This window comes from Novosphingobium sp. CF614, assembly GCF_900113255.1.
In the GTDB taxonomy this organism is placed as follows: Bacteria; Pseudomonadota; Alphaproteobacteria; order Sphingomonadales; family Sphingomonadaceae; genus Novosphingobium.
Genome location: NZ_FOOR01000026.1, coordinates 1 through 15,775 on the forward strand (window position 1 = coordinate 1; position 15,775 = coordinate 15,775).

The following is a 15,775-nucleotide window of genomic DNA, read 5'->3' on the forward strand; positions in this document are numbered from 1 at the left end:
AACACGCGTAATCCTGATCGGTGCAGCCATCGCTTCCTCCTCACTTGCGAGGAAAACAGCGAATCACACTCGGAAACCTACCGCAAGACCTCCTGGGTCAGTTGATCAAGCCGAGCGTATCAGTCGCTCAACCGCTTCTTCAAGGCGATCGCAGCGCTCAACCAGCGCCGCGACAGCGCGGCGCAGAGCCATCTCTGCCTTGCCATCGCCAATGTCGTCGCCAGGAACCATCCACATCGTGAATCAGATCGCAGGCAGTTTGTATACCCCTCTACGCCCCGGAATTTGCCCCGGTTACACTCCCGCCAACCGTCCAAACCCGGTCTGGTGAATAGGACGGGTTAAGAGGAAAATCAGAACCTTCGCACCTCGACCCCGTACTTGCGGATCGCATAGCCGATCTGCCGCGGCGTTAGGCCCAGAATGCGGGCAGCCTTGGCCTGAACCCAGCCGGTCGTCTCTAGCGCTTTCAAAAGTTCGTGCCGGCCGATCTTGACGTTGTCTACGGGTGAGTCTTCGGGCGCATCGTTTTCCGGCACGATGTGCGCCGGCATGTCTGCACGAGCCGGCAGTGCACCGCTCGTGCGCGGCTGGATGATCGGGAACGGCGCCGAAACAGCGGACTTCCACAAGGTGGCCGACAGACACTCGTCGTTGCGGCAGGCAAAGTCTTCCTCCACGATACGGTTTTCGTGCGCCAGCGTGGCGGTACGGCGGACGCAGTTTTCCAATTCCCGCACATTGCCGGGGAAATAGCAGTTCTGGAGCACGCGGACCGCTGAAGACGAAAGCTGGTGCTGGGTATGATGCTCCTCGTCAAAGCGCCTCAGGAATTCACACGCGAGTTGCGGAATATCCTCTTTCCGGTCGCGCAAGGCGGGCAGGCGGATCGAAACGACATTGATCCGGTAATAGAGATCAGCGCGGAATTCGCCCTTGGTCACCATTTCCTCAAGATTGCGATTGGTTGCACAGACAAGGCGGACGTCCACCTTGATTGTCTGGGTTCCGCCCACGCGTTCGAATTCCCCTTCCTGCAGCACGCGTAGCAGTTTCACCTGAAAGGACGGGGTAGTATCGCCGATCTCGTCGAGGAACAGGGTGCCCCCATCGGCCAGCTCAAAGCGCCCCTTACGCTGCGCCACGGCGCCGGTGAAGGCGCCTTTCTCATGTCCGAACAACTCCGATTCCAGCACGGATTCGGGAAGCGCGGCGCAGTTGAGCTTGATGAAGGGCTTCTTGGCGCGCGGGGAGAAATCGTGCGTCGCACGCGCGAACAATTCCTTGCCGGTGCCGGACTCGCCGCGCAGCAGCACCGCCGAATGGCTGCGTGCGACGCGGCGAATCTGGCTCAGCGCCTGCTGCAGCGCCGGGCTGGAGCCCACGATACCGATATCGCTCGGGATGCCCTTGTGCGCAGGTTCGCGCACAAGCTCCTTTTCGAGCAGGCGCTGCTGGTCCATCAGCCGCTCCCGGTCCCGCTGTACCATTTCGAGCAGTCGGATGGTCTGACCGATCAGGTTCGCAACCATGGTGAGGAACCGGACATCCTCGTCCGCCGCGTGATAGGTCGTCGTCTCATCCCAGATCTGTTCGATCGTCAGCGTGCCCACGACACTGTTGCGGTCTTTGATCGGTACACCGATGAACGAAACGCGGCTGTCTGCCTGCCCCGGACCTTCGAAGCTCCAACCGGGAAAAAGCGAACTCTTTTCCATGTTGGGAACGACCACCGGCATGCCGGTCTTGAAAATGCGCGCAACCGCCAGTTCCGGCAACCGTCCGAACCAGATACCGGCCCTTTCCTCGCGCCAGCCGATCCCGACGACATTGACCGGCGTACCACCTTCATCGACCAGAGAAACGAGACCGTGGCGCATGTCGAGAAAACTGGCCAGCAGTGTCAGGACATTGGCCAGCGTCGTTTCGAGCCGCCCAGGAACCGCGAGGACCTTGGATATCTCGTAAACACCCCGCAAAGCCATGTCCGCCCGCGTATGGCTAGGTTGCCGGCTATAGGTGTTCACGCGCGATCCGGGCGATGACGTGTTTGAATGGCTGACGCTACTGTCCATGACGGAAACCTTTCTGCCGTCAGGACATCTTCCATACCCGCCGCTACCGCTGCGCCCGATCGACTGTCGGGGTACGGACATCGGAGTGAAAAAGTCTCAGATTTCTGCCGATTCGACAAGCAGCGAGTACGCTCCATTTGAATTGATAGCGGCTCGCAAATGCAACTGCCAAATTGTCCTTCTATTAGCCGAACTTGTAGAGTACGCCGAACCCGCCGCGAGGATAGTTCCACTCGACTTCCCCCGTGTTGCGCGTAACGATCCGGCAGGTTCCACATTCAAGGCATCCGTCCGCAGCGACCTCCACTTGTCCCGATTCGTTCTGCGTGTAGCACCCAGCCGGGCACAGCGTGGTCATTGCCAAAAGGCTGGCCGAGGGCGTCGTATGTGGCCTGACGCGAATGTGCGGACGGCCGGCATCGACCAGGTAGCGGTTCTGGAACAGCTTCTCTTCCACCTTGGCGCGCGGCGCCGCGATTACATCACTCATCAGCGAACTCCTTGTGCTGTCGTTTGGTCCCCCGTTCAGCGCCACGCCCGGACCAGCCGGAACGCATCGCCCATCATCCCCCACACGGTGCGGGTCTCGCGAAAATTGCGGAAGATCGCCTTTTCCTTGGAAATCTTGTCGATGCCATCGACGCGGAACCAGGTCTGCATCGCCTGACTGATGAGCTTGGGATAGGTCCCGAAGAAGTTGCCCTTGTTCTTGTGCAACAGGTCCGGAATGCCCTTGTACTTCTTGAGATCCTTCATCACGAAGGATTGCCCAAGGCGCTTCTCGTACTCGGCAAGGTTCGCGGCCGTCATGTCCTCGCGCTTGCGGGTGAGCGAAACGACCGTTTCCGCGGCGATGCGGCCCGTGGTCATGGCCAGGTTCGAACCCTCGCGATGCACGGCATTCACGAACTGTCCGGCATCACCCACCACGATCCAGCCCGCGCCGGTGAGTTGCGGGATCGCCTTGTACCCGCCCTCGGGAATGAGGTGGGCAGCATATTCCTTGCATTCGGAACCTGCGAGCAGCGGCTTGATCGAAGGGTGGTTCTTGAACGCTTCCAGCAGTTCGTTGGGCCCGATATTGCTTTCCGCGAAGTCGGAGACGATGCAGCCGATACCGACCGAGATCGATTCCTCGTTGGTGTAGAGAAATCCGGTGCCGGTCATGCCCCTGGTGATGGTGCCCATCGCTTCGATCACGACGCCTTCGTTGCCGGAAAGATTGAAGCGCGCCTCGACCGTCTCGCGCGGGAGGAAGTGCATTTCCTTGACCGCCAGCGCGACGCTGTCAGGCGAGACTTCGTTACGCAGGCCCGAACGCTGACCGACCAGACCGTTCACACCTTCGGCCAGAACTACGACATTGGCCATGATCGGGGCGCCCTGACGGTCGGTACGCACGCCAATGACCTTACCCGACAAGTCCTTGACCAGTTCGGTCACGGTGGTCTCGTAAAGCACCAGCGCGCCGGCTTCCTTTACCTTGGAGGAAAACCACTTGTCGAACTGCGCGCGCAGGATCGTGTAGCGGTTGGGCTTCTCCTCGTTGAAGTCATCCGAACGGTAATGCATGCCCGAATGGCTTTTTTCGTCCATCATCCACATGCGCTGTTCGATCACGTGGCGTTCGAGCGGGGCTTCCTCGCGGAAGTTCGGGATGATCTTCTCCAGCGCGTCCGCATAGAGGATCGCACCCTGCACGTTCTTGGAGCCGGCATATTCACCGCGCTCGATCTGCAGGACATTGAGCCCTTCCTTCGCCATCACATAGGCGGCGGCGTTGCCGGAAGGGCCGGCCCCCACGACGATGGCGTCGAACGGCTTGCTGAATTCGCCCATGGCTTCCTCCTCAACTGGCGAGACGGTTGACCCGCAGCCGCGCCGCGAAGGCATCGGTCAAGGCAGGCAACAGGGTGATGGCATCGGCGACGATTCCCAGATGCGCGAATTCGAAGATCGGCGCATTAGGATCGGAGTTGATGGCCACGATCACGTCCGCGCCTTCCACGCCAACACGGTGCTGGATCGCGCCCGAAATGCCGGCGGCGATATAGAGCTTGGGCCGGATCGTTTTGCCGGTCTGGCCGATCTGACGGTCCGAAGTGATCCAGCCCTTCTGCACCAGCGGGCGCGAGCCGCCATATTCGGCGCCCAGTACTGCGGCCAGTTCCTTGACGAGTTGGAAGTTCTCCATCGAACCCAGGCCGAGCCCGCCAGCGACGACGATATCGGCATAGGGCAGATTGGCCTTGTCGGTATCGCGGTCGGCGATGAAGTCGAGCACCTTGGTGATGATATCGGTTTCGACCAGCCTGGGATCGAACTCGACGATCTTGCCCGTGCGGCCCTCATCGCGGTCCGGCATGGCGAGGACACGGGGGCGAACGGTTGCCATTTGCGGGCGGTAGTTCAACGTGAAAATCGTGCAGAGCAGCGATCCGCCGAACGTCGGGCGCGTAGCCGCCAGGGAGCCTTCATCGTCGATGGCGAGTTCGGTGCAGTCGGCGGTAAGGCCGGTCTGCAACGTGGTCGCCACCGAGCCGGCAAGATCGCGGCCGAGATTGGTCGCGCCGAGCAGCAGGATCTCGGGCTTGTAGGTGTTGACCAGGTCGGTGAGGACCTTGGTGGAGGTTTCATTGCGATAGTGCTTCAGCGCCGCATCCTGCGCGATGTAGACGCAGTCCGCACCGTATTCGAAGCACTGGGCCGCAGCCGCTTCCAGGCTGGCGCGGGCATCCCCCATCACCACGGCGCCCAGTTCCACCCCGCGCTTGTCGGCCAGTTTCCGGCCCTCGCCCAGCAGTTCGAACGAGACGGAATGGACCTGCCCGTGCTCGATCTCCACCGCCACCCAGACGTGCTTGTACGCCTTGAAGTGCTCGGGCAGTTCCTTTTTGGTATTCGCCCGGCTGCCACCGGATGCGGGAGCGGGCTTGTTGTCCTCGGCCATTGTCAGCGCTCCTTCAAACGTAGTGATGCGCGGCCTGTTCGAGCAGTTCCTGCTCGACAGCCGGTGTTTTCTCGAAAATCGCCTCGACCAACGCGACCGCCTTGGCATTCACGCTGCCTTCCGCCGCGACAATCGCCGCTTTCTCGGAACGGGCCGTCGGCGCGAAGACCTTCTTCACGATGGTCGGCGAGCCGCGCAGACCGCACTTGGTAAGATCCTCGATCCCCACCGAAGCGGCGTTCCAGGTGACGACTTCGGCGCGCGCGGCGATGAGCGCATTCTCGATCGAACCGCGCCGCATCTCGTTGCTCGCCTCCAGCATGGTGATGAGAACCGGAAGTTTCGTCTCCAGCACCTGCAGCCCGCCTTCAGCGCGGCGTTCCACCTTGATGGTGCCGGTTTGCAGGTCGGTCTCGACGATGCGTGCGATATAGGTGAGCTGGTTGTAATCGAGCCGCTTGGCAATGCCGGGGCCAACCTGGGCGGTGTCACCGTCGATGGTCTGCTTGCCAGTGAAGATGATTTCCGGCTTGCCGAATTCCTCGGCCACTTTCTTCAGCGCCATCGACAGGGCAAAGCTGGTCGCCAGCGTGTCGGAGCCGGCGAAATAGCGATCCGTCAACAGCACCGCGCGGTCGGCGCCGAAAGTCAGGGCTTTGCGCAGCGAATCCGCGGCTGTCGGCGGACCCATGGTAAGTACCGTGACCGTGGCGTCGAAACGATCCTTGAGCCGCAGCGCCTCTTCCAGCGCGAAGAGGTCATAGGGATTGATGATCGTCGGCACGCCCTGGCGCATGATCGTGTTGGTGACCGGGTGGACACGGATCTGCGCGCTGTCGGGGACCTGTTTGATGCATACGACGATATGCATTGTCATTCTCCGGTAAGGGCCGTGAGCGGCACGAATGGCCGGCTGGGTGCGGACTTGGGCTGGATCGCATCTTTGTGGACTTTGAAGACGCGTTGCTCGATCGGGCTGGAGGCGACGAAGTCCCCGTAGGCTTGCGCCAGATGCTCGCGGCAGAGCGCCAGCAGCGCGTCTTCATCGGCGCTTTCAAGCGCACCTTCCACTTCGCTGCCATGCAAGTATTGTCCCATGCGCCGCATGATGTGCAGCCGCGCGACATGCACCACGGACGGTTCGTAAGGCACGCCGAGAAAGGTAAAGAAATCCTCCGCGCTCGACAGGCCCTGGAGATCATCAAGCAGGTTCATGGCTGTCCTCCGGGCAGATGGGCTCGCGGCCTTCGCGAGGGGCCAGGCGCATTTCGAGGAAGTCGATCCGGTCGAGCAGTTCGGCAATCGCCTCTCCCACCGGATCAGGCATCAGGTGATGATCCAGGTCGATCCGGCCGCTCAGACGGCGGCGATCGGACGCGGCGCGGACCAGACGGCCGGGAATGCCCACCACGGTCATTCCCGGCGGCACCGGATCGACCACCACGCTGTTGGCCCCGACGCGCGCGCCCTTGCCCACCGTGATCGGCCCCAGGATCTTGGCCCCGCATCCCACCAGCACGCCGTCCTCCAGAGTGGGATGGCGCTTGCCGGGGGACCAACTCGTGCCGCCCAGCGTCACCCCGTGATAAAGCGTGACGTCATCGCCGATCTCGGCGGTTTCGCCGATCACGACGCCAGCGCCGTGGTCGATGAAGAAGCGACGGCCGATCGTCGCGGCGGGGTGGATATCGACATTGGTGATAAGCCGCGCGAACCATGAGAGGAAGCGCGCCGGAAAGCGCAGCCGGGCATGCCACAGGCGATGGGCGATGCGGTGCCAGACAATCGCGTGGACGCCCGGATACGTCAGCAGCACTTCCAGCCGGCTGTTCGCGGCCGGATCGCGCGCGGTAACGCAAGCGATGTCTTCGCGAACCATCGCCAGCAGCGAGGGGCGGCGCCTCTTCTTGACCGCCGAGACCTGATCCACGAGTGTCGCGAAAGGCATCACACGATCCCTTCCGCCATAGTCGCCCGGCTGTGAATCAGCGCCAACTCGGCCAGTTCCACCGACTGCTTGGTGAAGAGAGCCCGCGCGCGAACATCCGCGAGGATGCGCTCCAGCCGCTGGTGATCGGCTTCCAGCCCGATCGAGCGGAGGCTGGAACTGATGGCGGCGCGTCCGGAGTGTCGACCGAGGAGGATGCGCCGCTCGCGCCCGAAACGAGCCGGATCGAGCGCTTCATAGGTGCCGGCATCACGAAGCAGGCTGGAAACGTGGATACCCGATTCGTGCGTGAAAACCATTGAGCCGACGATCGGCTTGTTTTCCGGGATCGAACGGCAGGCCGCCCGCGCGACGATCTCGGCAAGGTGCGGCAGCTGGGTCAGATCCACACCAGTCGCCCGCCCCAAGGTTTCGCCCAGCCCCGCGACGACTTCCTCAAGCGGTGCATTGCCTGCCCGCTCACCCAACCCCAGTACGCAGACGCTGACATGGGTGGCCCCGCCCCGCACCGCCGCCAGGGTGTTCGCAGTGGCAAGGCCAAGATCGTCGTGGCCGTGGAATTCCAACTCGATATCCGTTTCGCGCGCCAGTTCACGGAACAGGTCGCAGGTCCCGAAAGGATCGAGCACACCCAGCGTATCGGCGAAGCGGAAACGATGACCGCCAGCTTCCTCGATGGCAACGACAACACGCTTCAGAAAATCAATATCGGCGCGGCTGGCGTCCTCGCCGCCGATCGAGACGCGCAGACCCTGGTCAAGCGCATAGCCCACCACTTCCTCGATGCGCCTCAGCACATCGGCCCGCCCCGTTCCAAACTTGGCGCGAATCTGGCGGTCAGAGACCGGCACCGAGAGGTGCACGCGCGAAACGCCGGTCCGCGCTGCGGCATCGACATCGTCGCGGGTCGCGCGGCACCAGGGAATAACTTCCGCACCCCTGGCTTGCTGCGCCATGGCCGCGATCGCCTCGACATCCTCGGCGCCCATGGCCGGGGTGCCCGCTTCGATCTCGTCGACCCCGGCCGCGTCCAGCGCGGCGGCGATCGTCAGCTTCTCTTCGAGGCTGAAAGCCACGCCCGGAGACTGCTCGCCATCGCGCAGCGTGCTGTCATTGACGATAACGCGGGGCTGATAGGCAAGCATGGTCGGGGTCTTCCTCAGGCGATAGGGTCAGGCATAAGTCGGGTTAAAGGCGGCGCCCTGCTTCTCGCGCTCGCGCCAGAAGGGAGACATCTCGCGCAGACGTGCGATGATGCCGGGCATGACTTCCAGCACGCGATCGACATCGGCTTCCCCATTCTCGCGACTGAACGAGAAGCGGATGGCACCGTGGGCCGCGGTGTAGGGCACGTTCATCGCCCGCAGCACGTGGCTGGGTTCGAGCGAGCCCGATGTGCAGGCCGAACCCGAGCTGGCGGCAATGCCCTCGCGATTCATCAGCAGCAGGATCGCCTCTCCCTCGATGTATTCGAAGGCGACATTGGCGGTGTTGGGGAGACGCGTGGCCGGATCGCCGGTGGTGAAGCTGTTGGGGATCGCCTCCAGCAAGCCCTTCTCCAATCGGTCGCGCAAGGCGGCGACACGGGTCTGCTCGTCAGCCATGTGCGCCAATGCCAGTTCGGCCGCCTTGCCTAGGCCGACGATGCCCGGCACGTTCTCGGTGCCCGCGCGGCGGCCGCGTTCCTGGTGGCCGCCGCGGATCAGCGGGCGCTGGCGCGTACCCTTGCGGACATAGAGCGCGCCGATCCCCTTGGGCCCGTGCAACTTGTGTCCGGAGAGCGAGAGCATGTCGATCTCGCTCTCGGCCAGGTTGATCGGCAGCTTGCCGACCGCCTGCACCGCATCGGTATGGAACAGCGCGCCAGCGGCATGGGCCAATTCGGCCAGTTGCTCAACGGGGAAGATCGTGCCGGTTTCATTGTTGGCCCACATGATCGAGACGATCGCGGTCTTGGGGCCGAGCGCCTTGCGATAGGCCTCCATGTCGAGCCGGCCCTTGGCGTCAACGCCGATGATGTGGGCCTTGGCCCGCCCGGTCTTTTCCAGATGAGCGACGAGGCTCAGCACCGCCGGATGCTCGACCGCAGAAGTAATCACCTCGTCGCGCCCCACCTGGGTTTCCAGCGCGGAGAAGATCGCGGTATTGTCCGCCTCGGTTCCGCCCGAGGTATAGACGATCTCGTGATCGAACGCCGCCCCCAGCAGGGCCTGAAGCTGCTTGCGCGCGGCGGAGAGGGCGGAACCCACCTCGGCGCCGAAGGCATGCATCGAAGAGGCATTGCCGAACTGTTCGGAAAAGAACGGTAGCATCGCCTGCACCACGTCCGGGTCGGTCCGGGTGGTGGCATTGTTGTCGAGATAGACCGGGGTCGGTTCCATGGTGAGGGCTCTCCTCGGATCGGTCAGTGAACGGGCGCGGCGGGGATCACGAGCAGCGGCATGCCGACCGCTTCGACGAGGCGGGCCTGCACGCCCTCGATCGTGGCGCTCGACAGATGGCAACCGACGCAAGCGCCGGTGAGCTTGACGATCACCCGGTTGCCCTCGACATCGACCAACTCACAATCGCCGCCGTCGCGCTGGAGCGAGGGGCGGATCTGCTCGATGGTCTCCTCGATCAAGCGGATCTTCTGCAGCGTGGTGAGCGGAGCCTTGGCCCCGGCGCTGACGGGAACGACCTTCTTCTCCTTGACCTTGCGCACCGCGCGGGTCGGATCGAAGGCACGGTCGGCGGCCAGCAGCCCGTTGACCACCATCTCGGCATTGACGCGCTCCAGCACGCCCTCGATGCCTTCGGCGCAGGTCGAGCAGCCACCGCCGGCCTTGGTGTAGTTGGTGATCTCCTCGACGCTGGTGAGGCCGTTGGAAAGGACGGTGCGCTCGATCATGCCCTCGTCGATGCCGAAGCACTTGCAGATGAGGGCGCCTTCCTCGTGGTCATCGACCCATTCGACACCGCGGTAATTGGCGACGGCAGCCTGCAACGCCTCGTAGCCCATTACCGAACAGTGCATCTTTTCGGGCGGCAGACCGCCGAGGAAGTCGGCGATGTCCTGGTTGGAAATCTTCATCGCCTCTTCGATGGTCTTGCCGATGATGAGTTCGGTCAGGGCCGAGGAACTGGCGATGGCGGAACCGCAGCCGAACGTCTGGAAGCGGGCATCGGTGATGATTTCGGTTAAAGGATCGACCTTAATCATCAACCGCAGCGCATCACCGCAGCTGATCGCACCGACATCGCCCACGCCATCCGCGCCCTCCAGCACGCCGCTGTTCTTGGGGTTGAAGAAGTAGTCTTTGACCTTCTCGCTATATTCCCACATTGTCGGTCTCCGTCAGCCAAATGACTTGCCGCACGAGCAGCTGTTCGATGCGTTGGGATTGTCGAAAGTGAACCCCGACCCTTCGAGCGCCACCACGAAGTCGATCGTGGTGCCCGCGATGAGCGGCTGGCTCGTCTCGTCGATGAACACGCTGACACCGCCGCTCTGGACGACGAGGTCGTCCGTATCGGGCACGGCGACGAGGCCCATCTTGTACTGGTAGCCGGCGCAGCCGCCCGCTTCGACCTGGATACGCAAGCCAGCGGGTTGCGCGTCTGCCTTGTCGATGGCGCTGCGGACGGCCTGGACTGCACTGTCGGTGAGTACGATCATCGTGAGCCACTCTCGTTGGGGTCTTGTGAGGGCAGTGCAGCAAGCACCGTGCCAATCGCGGGAATGTCCGAGAATCCGCGAAGCGCCGGTGAAATTGTTACGTATCCGTGTCGGCTTTGGCACAATCCCAACAGCACCAATGTTGCGATGCACACAAAGCCGAAACGGTTATGCGCGGGCTGCCGGGACGCGCGGGAGATTCGCGCAAAACGGCCCGGTTCTTGCGTAGCGGGCGCGTGCACGAACCTTCGCGCAAGTCCAGCAGGAGATCATGATGACCACACTCGATACCGTGCGCCTGAAGGATACCGCCTTCGGCACGCTCGATGCACAGCACCGCCTGTTCAACGCCGTGCTCAAGGAGCCGCTGCCCAAGGCCGGAACCTTCGGTTTCCGCGGCGATATCGCGCTGGCCTTTCAGGACCAGGTCGCCGACGAAGCGCGGCCTCCGGCCTATTCGATTGAGCAGGTGCTCGCCGTCGCGGATGCCGCCACCGGCAAGATTCCAGTCCTTGTCAGCTATCTCCACAACTTCGCCTGGCTGAAGGACGTGGGCGAGGTGCTGGCCGAGGTGTTCACGACGGACGGCACTTATGTCTTTTTCGTCAACAACATCGATTTCCTGAAGAAGTACACCGTCGCCCTGCCCGGCGGCGTGATCGCGAAGGTCCTGCCGCTCGACGAGTCCACGGTGTGGAAGGAGACCCTCGAATTGACCGGGATCGACAAGAACGACGTCAAGAAGATGAACGGCGCCGAGAAGCTGGAATACGTGCTCGCGACACTCGCTGGAACGACAATGCCGTTCCCCGAAATTTCCTATGAGGACGGCGTCGTCGCCATGGAACCCGTGCGTAATCGCAATGAGAACCGGCCGGTATGACAGGCCTAAGGGGGCGGACCTATTCCGCCCCCTGCCCGCTATCGAAATCGTCCTCCTCGACCAGATCGACGCCGATCAGGCAGATATCCCCTTCCGCATCGATGGTAACGTCGACCGGGGTAAGGCCCTTGCCGAGGCACGGGCCGTCCACGCACTGGCCGGTGCCGAGATCGAACAGGGCGCCGTGCTTGCCGCACTGAATGCGCGTGCCGTCCGCGTCGAGAAATTCGCCGCGATCCCAGTCGAGATGCGTGTCCCGATGCGGACAGCGGTTTTCATAGGCGCGCACGTTGCGCCCCCAGCGCAGGATGAAGATGGGCCAGGGAACCACGTCGCCGGTTTCGTTTCGCCGGCCCAGCACGTAAGGAACGGCGCGGCGGTTGGGAATGTCCTCCAGCGCGCAGACGGCGAAAAGCTCCGCTGACATCATGTCGACACACCGGCAGGCCTGGTTTTCGGTGCCGGCAGCGGCAACATACCCATCTTGAAACTCTGGGTCATGTGCCGGGCGCGCTGCATGGCGGGACCGACAAGTTGTTCGGGAAGCTCCTCTTCCACCGCCTGTTCGAACGCGGCCATCCAGCGATCGAAGTGGGCTTCCTCCACCGTCAGCTTGGTATGGTGGGCATAGGGCGTGCCGCGCTTGTAGCGATCGGTTCCCAGCAGCGCGTGCGACCAGAAATCGGCGACTATGCCGTAGTGCTCATCGAAGTCTGATATCTCGGCCCGGAACATCGGCCCCAGCAGGTCGTCCTGGAGCGAGAGGGTATAGAACCGGCGGACCATCGCCAAGACGGCATGTTCGAAATCCTGCTTCACTGGCGCAGCTCCTGTGCCGAAACGACTTTGCCGTTGGCGATCCGCGCCAGCATCGCCTCGCCATCCTCGGTGCCAAAGCAGGCGTCGAAATCGTCGCACTCGGCGCAGACCGGAGCGGAACACAAGCGAAAGCCTTCGGACGAGCACATCAAGCGATAAAAGAACTTCTTCCATTTCATGTCGGCGCTGTTCTTCAGCGCCAGGCGCGGGAAATGCCGCTTCATCAGCAGCGATAGTTCGTTGCGGTTGGCCAGGCCCAAGTCCTGCCAGAGATGATTGGGTCGCTGGCAGCGCCGGGCCACCAGCCGCACCAGCAGCAGTTCGAACACCGAGGCCTCCGCGCAGTTCATCCAGAGGATATCCCGCAGCGCCTGCTCCTCCTTGCCAATGCTCGGATCGCCCGCCTCGGGCAAGCTGACGCGCGGGAAAACCTGCCTGCACAGCTCGTTCAGTTCCTCCCCGTCAAGGCCGGTGGCCTTGGCGAGACTGATCCCGTCACGTTCGGATTCGAACAGCGACAGGGCCAGAATGCAGGCGACGACGTGAACGTCGAAGGGAAGCACATGCGCGTTCCCGCCCTGCCCGAGAAGTTCTGCGTAGATCGATTCGGCGCGTCCCATCGTCATTTTCCTTCATCCGTCCATCGCGTCTCCGGCCCTCTCCCATTACTTCCAACCGCTAGTATTCTCGCTGCTTCAGGCGGCCAGCGCGTGCGTTTGGCAATTGGTTGGGCAGACGCGCGCGCAGGCGCCGCAGCCAATGCAGGCATCGGCATCGTTCATCGCCATCACCCGCTTTTCGATTTCATCGTCGTCCTCGTCATCGAGATCGACGATATCGCCGTCTTCGTTGAGACCCTTGAGCGTCATCACATCGCGGCCGCAGACCTTGAAGCAGCGGCCGCAGCCTATGCAGGCGCCGGGATCGATGGAAACGAGGTAATCGGGCACCCAGTCACGCCCGCCCCGGGTCAGGAACGCGGTCACGCCGCCGTCTCCAAGGCCTTGAGCTCCGCCCGCTTGGCGTCGAGCGCGGCATAGGCATCGCGCACGCGCTCGGCGGTGGCGATGACGTTCTCGACGCCCTGTGGCAGTTCCTCCGACAAGTCATGCAGGTCCATCTTCGCCTGCATCGCCTTGGCCGAAAGCTTCTTGAGTTCGGCCTTCACCGCTTCGACATCGGACACGGACCTGTGCTCCCTCAATAGTCGGCGACGGCCGGGAATTTCTCGATCATCTCGACTGCCTGGCCAATCATCTTCTCCGCTTCGGAGTTGAGTTTTTCGAGGCTGTCGAAGCCGAAGCGGTGGACGTCGCGAAGCTGCTTGTTCACGACGACGAGACGTCCGGCGATCAGCACCATCCGGCCGAAGCCCTCATGGCTCATCTTCATCATCGGGCTGACCATCCGCCCGCAGCGCCGCTCGATCTCCAGGCACATCGCGCCGTAGAACAGTTCAAGTCGCCAGAGCATATCGGGATCGGGATCGCCGATAATCGGGATGGCGCGGCGCTTCTCCCTGTCGACGATATAGGGTTCGAGAAGCTGGTAGTCGCTCTTGCGCTCCCAGTGGCCATGCGTGTCCTGCGCCCGCATCTGGCGTGCCAGCGCTGCGGCGAAACCTTCAACGACAGGGGTATCAAGGATGGCTTCGGTCATCTCACGCTTCCTCTTCTTCAAAATCGAACGTGCGTGCGCCGTCCTTGGCCATGACCTTGCGCAGCCACGGCGGCGGGGTGCCGTTCAGCACCGCGCGCAGCTTTTCGAGCATGCCCTCGATCGGTTCGGGCTCGGGCACTTTCATCGGGTGGATGTTCTGCGCGACCACGCGCGCCGCACCGGAACCGCCGATTGCAGCGACGACCAGGATGGACACGCCTTTCAGCGCTTCCAGCTTGGGCGCAAGCTTGTCCTCGTCGCCATCCTCCTTGAGATCGCCGGTGAAGGCCTCGACCCGATCGAGCGACCAGCCCTCCGGCGAAAGGTCATAGATCGCGATGTTCCTGGCCCAACCGAAGTGAGCGTCGATCCGCTCCAGATCCTGCGTGGCAAAGGCGACTTTCATAGGGCAAGCTCCTTCTCGGGTTCGGGTGAAACGGCAGGAACCGAAGGCCATGCATCCCGCCAGTCTTCCGGTGTCGGCTCATGGTGGCGGTGCATCAGCATGTTGCCGACAGCGAAAATCAGATCGCGCGTGCCGCCATAGCCGACGGTCACCAGATGCGCGGCGCCGAGCGCATCGAACATCGGAATGCCGATGCGGAAATGCGGAATGTGCAGCCTTTCGGCGGCCTGACGGCCATGGCTGTGGGTCATGAGAATATCGGCCTCAGCGGCGCCCGCCTCAAGGTCTTCGAGATCGCCCAGCAGCACTTGCTCGCAAGGCAGCTTTGCGAGGATCGGTGAAGTCGTGGTAGTGACAGCCGAGACGATCTCCGCCCCCACTTCGGTAAGCGTCGCAACCAATGCGAACAACAGATCCGGTTCAGCGCCGATCGCGAACTTGCGGCCGCCGATATGGAAATGCCCGTCCAGCATGGCATCGACCAGTTGCCCGCGCTGCCGCCGGTACTTGCGCGGCACCGGACGGCCGGAAATCTCGCTGAGGAACAGCATGAACTCATCGCAGGCCGCGAGCCCCGTGAGGCGCTCGAACAGACGATAGGGAACATTGCTCAATCGTTCGAGCGCCTCCGCGGGGAATCGCATCCGCTCCCCTATGGCGATAGTCGCTCCTGCCAGGCCCATCGCGCGGACTTCCTCGCAGCCGGTGCCGCCAATCGTGGTGGGCGTAAAATCATCGGGAATATGACCGTCCAGAGAGCCGGAAATATCCGGAAGGAAAGTCGGTTCGAGCCCGAACGCCTCGAACACATCGCGCAGTTCGTCCAGATCGCCCGGCGTGAGATGGCATCCCGGCAGCACGTTGACGCGCCTGGCATCGCGCTTGGCCATCGGCGCATCGGGCACCAGTTCCTCGATCATCGCCAAGACCGCCTTGGACCAGCCATCCTCGAAGGCGCCCGAGAAATCGGGCGTAGAACATTGGACGAGCGCGACGCCGTCGAATTCGGGATGGCGCTGGCGAACGGTGTTCACGAAGCCCTTGAGATCGTCACCCTTCACTTCGGTCACGCCGGTCGAGCAGATGCCGATCAGTTCCGGCTTCGTGCGGCCCACGATGTTGACCACTGCCTGCTCGACATTCTCGAACCCGCCGAGCACCGTCGCCACTTCGGACATCGCCGTAGTCTGCAACGGGATCGCCTCGCGGAAGTGGCGCACGAACAGGACAAGGCCGAAGCTGGTGCAGCCCTGCGATCCATGCAGTAGCGGCATGGCGCCGCGCATGCCCATATAAGCGAGCGCGCCACCGATCGGTTGGCTCATCTTGAGCGGGTTGACCGTACAGGCCTTGGTGGATTTGATGACCCGCGCCATG

At 62.8% G+C, this 15,775-nt stretch carries 20 protein-coding genes; 1 reads left to right on the plus strand and 19 read right to left on the minus strand.

The window, feature by feature from the left end:
* Nucleotides 1-353: 353 nt before the first annotated feature.
* The 11 genes from nifA to BM052_RS17300 all read right to left on the minus strand — a co-directional run bounded on the left by nifA (nucleotide 354) and on the right by BM052_RS17300 (nucleotide 10,631).
* A complete protein-coding gene (gene nifA, locus BM052_RS17250; protein WP_255406233.1) occupies nucleotides 354-2,027 on the minus strand; it encodes a nif-specific transcriptional activator NifA in 1,674 nt (557 codons plus the stop codon).
* A gap of 232 nt (nucleotides 2,028-2,259) precedes the next feature.
* Entirely contained in the window at nucleotides 2,260-2,565 is a 306-nt protein-coding gene (locus tag BM052_RS17255; protein WP_091148896.1) for a ferredoxin family protein, read from the minus strand.
* Between the two features lie 35 nt (nucleotides 2,566-2,600).
* Nucleotides 2,601-3,914 carry an FAD-dependent oxidoreductase gene (locus tag BM052_RS17260; protein ID WP_091148959.1) on the minus strand — a complete coding sequence of 438 codons (1,314 nt, stop codon included), beginning with the start codon at nucleotides 3,912-3,914 and terminating at the stop codon, nucleotides 2,601-2,603.
* Nucleotides 3,915-3,924: 10 nt separating this feature from the next.
* On the minus strand, nucleotides 3,925-5,025 hold the full coding sequence (locus BM052_RS17265) for an electron transfer flavoprotein subunit alpha/FixB family protein (protein ID WP_091148897.1): 1,101 nt from the start codon (nucleotides 5,023-5,025) through the stop codon (nucleotides 3,925-3,927).
* A 13-nt stretch (nucleotides 5,026-5,038) separates the two neighbouring features.
* The gene (locus BM052_RS17270) at nucleotides 5,039-5,896 is read right to left on the minus strand and encodes an electron transfer flavoprotein subunit beta/FixA family protein (RefSeq protein ID WP_177198536.1); all 858 of its coding nucleotides are present in this window, start codon (nucleotides 5,894-5,896) and stop codon (nucleotides 5,039-5,041) included.
* A gap of 2 nt (nucleotides 5,897-5,898) precedes the next feature.
* Nucleotides 5,899-6,240 carry a nitrogenase stabilizing/protective protein NifW gene (gene nifW / locus BM052_RS17275; protein WP_091148901.1) on the minus strand — a complete coding sequence of 114 codons (342 nt, stop codon included), beginning with the start codon at nucleotides 6,238-6,240 and terminating at the stop codon, nucleotides 5,899-5,901.
* Nucleotides 6,227-6,973, minus strand: coding sequence for a serine O-acetyltransferase (gene cysE, locus BM052_RS17280; protein ID WP_091148903.1), 747 nt, complete (start codon nucleotides 6,971-6,973; stop codon nucleotides 6,227-6,229). The genes nifW and cysE overlap by 14 nt, the downstream gene beginning before the upstream one ends.
* Nucleotides 6,973-8,118 carry a homocitrate synthase gene (gene nifV, locus BM052_RS17285; RefSeq protein WP_091148904.1) on the minus strand — a complete coding sequence of 382 codons (1,146 nt, stop codon included), beginning with the start codon at nucleotides 8,116-8,118 and terminating at the stop codon, nucleotides 6,973-6,975. Before nifV ends, cysE begins: the two co-directional genes overlap by 1 nt.
* Nucleotides 8,119-8,145: 27 nt before the next feature.
* Nucleotides 8,146-9,354 carry a cysteine desulfurase NifS gene (gene nifS, locus BM052_RS17290; protein ID WP_091148906.1) on the minus strand — a complete coding sequence of 403 codons (1,209 nt, stop codon included), beginning with the start codon at nucleotides 9,352-9,354 and terminating at the stop codon, nucleotides 8,146-8,148.
* Nucleotides 9,355-9,377: 23 nt separating this feature from the next.
* Complete coding sequence (nifU, locus tag BM052_RS17295; RefSeq protein ID WP_091148907.1) at nucleotides 9,378-10,298, minus strand: Fe-S cluster assembly protein NifU; 921 nt, start codon at nucleotides 10,296-10,298, stop codon at nucleotides 9,378-9,380.
* Between the two features lie 12 nt (nucleotides 10,299-10,310).
* Nucleotides 10,311-10,631, minus strand: coding sequence for a HesB/IscA family protein (locus BM052_RS17300; RefSeq protein WP_091148909.1), 321 nt, complete (start codon nucleotides 10,629-10,631; stop codon nucleotides 10,311-10,313).
* 274 nt (nucleotides 10,632-10,905) lie between these two features.
* Here BM052_RS17300 and BM052_RS17305 point away from each other — a divergent pair, with 274 nt between their 5' ends.
* Nucleotides 10,906-11,514, plus strand: a complete 609-nt coding sequence (locus BM052_RS17305) for a hypothetical protein (protein ID WP_091148961.1) — start codon at nucleotides 10,906-10,908, stop codon at nucleotides 11,512-11,514.
* Between the two features lie 19 nt (nucleotides 11,515-11,533).
* Here the strand turns inward: BM052_RS17305 and BM052_RS17310 are convergent, their stop codons facing one another.
* From BM052_RS17310 to nifN, 8 genes are all read right to left on the minus strand, one after another.
* Nucleotides 11,534-11,941, minus strand: a complete 408-nt coding sequence (locus tag BM052_RS17310; RefSeq protein ID WP_255406234.1) for a Rieske (2Fe-2S) protein — start codon at nucleotides 11,939-11,941, stop codon at nucleotides 11,534-11,536.
* Entirely contained in the window at nucleotides 11,941-12,333 is a 393-nt protein-coding gene (locus BM052_RS17315) for a group III truncated hemoglobin (protein ID WP_255406235.1), read from the minus strand. Before BM052_RS17315 ends, BM052_RS17310 begins: the two co-directional genes overlap by 1 nt.
* The gene (locus BM052_RS17320; protein WP_255406236.1) at nucleotides 12,330-12,953 is read right to left on the minus strand and encodes a nitrogen fixation protein NifQ; all 624 of its coding nucleotides are present in this window, start codon (nucleotides 12,951-12,953) and stop codon (nucleotides 12,330-12,332) included. The genes BM052_RS17315 and BM052_RS17320 overlap by 4 nt, the downstream gene beginning before the upstream one ends.
* A gap of 75 nt (nucleotides 12,954-13,028) precedes the next feature.
* Nucleotides 13,029-13,319, minus strand: a complete 291-nt coding sequence (fdxB, locus tag BM052_RS17325) for a ferredoxin III, nif-specific (RefSeq protein ID WP_177198537.1) — start codon at nucleotides 13,317-13,319, stop codon at nucleotides 13,029-13,031.
* Nucleotides 13,316-13,519: a CCE_0567 family metalloprotein gene (locus BM052_RS17330; protein WP_091148914.1), complete on the minus strand. Its 204-nt coding sequence runs from the start codon at nucleotides 13,517-13,519 to the stop codon at nucleotides 13,316-13,318. The genes fdxB and BM052_RS17330 overlap by 4 nt, the downstream gene beginning before the upstream one ends.
* 14 nt (nucleotides 13,520-13,533) lie before the next feature.
* Nucleotides 13,534-13,992, minus strand: a complete 459-nt coding sequence (locus tag BM052_RS17335) for a NifX-associated nitrogen fixation protein (protein WP_091148915.1) — start codon at nucleotides 13,990-13,992, stop codon at nucleotides 13,534-13,536.
* A 1-nt stretch (nucleotide 13,993) separates the two neighbouring features.
* Nucleotides 13,994-14,398 carry a nitrogen fixation protein NifX gene (gene nifX / locus BM052_RS17340; RefSeq protein WP_091148917.1) on the minus strand — a complete coding sequence of 135 codons (405 nt, stop codon included), beginning with the start codon at nucleotides 14,396-14,398 and terminating at the stop codon, nucleotides 13,994-13,996.
* Nucleotides 14,395-15,774, minus strand: coding sequence for a nitrogenase iron-molybdenum cofactor biosynthesis protein NifN (gene nifN, locus BM052_RS17345; protein WP_091148918.1), 1,380 nt, complete (start codon nucleotides 15,772-15,774; stop codon nucleotides 14,395-14,397). Before nifN ends, nifX begins: the two co-directional genes overlap by 4 nt.
* Nucleotide 15,775 lies beyond the last annotated feature (1 nt).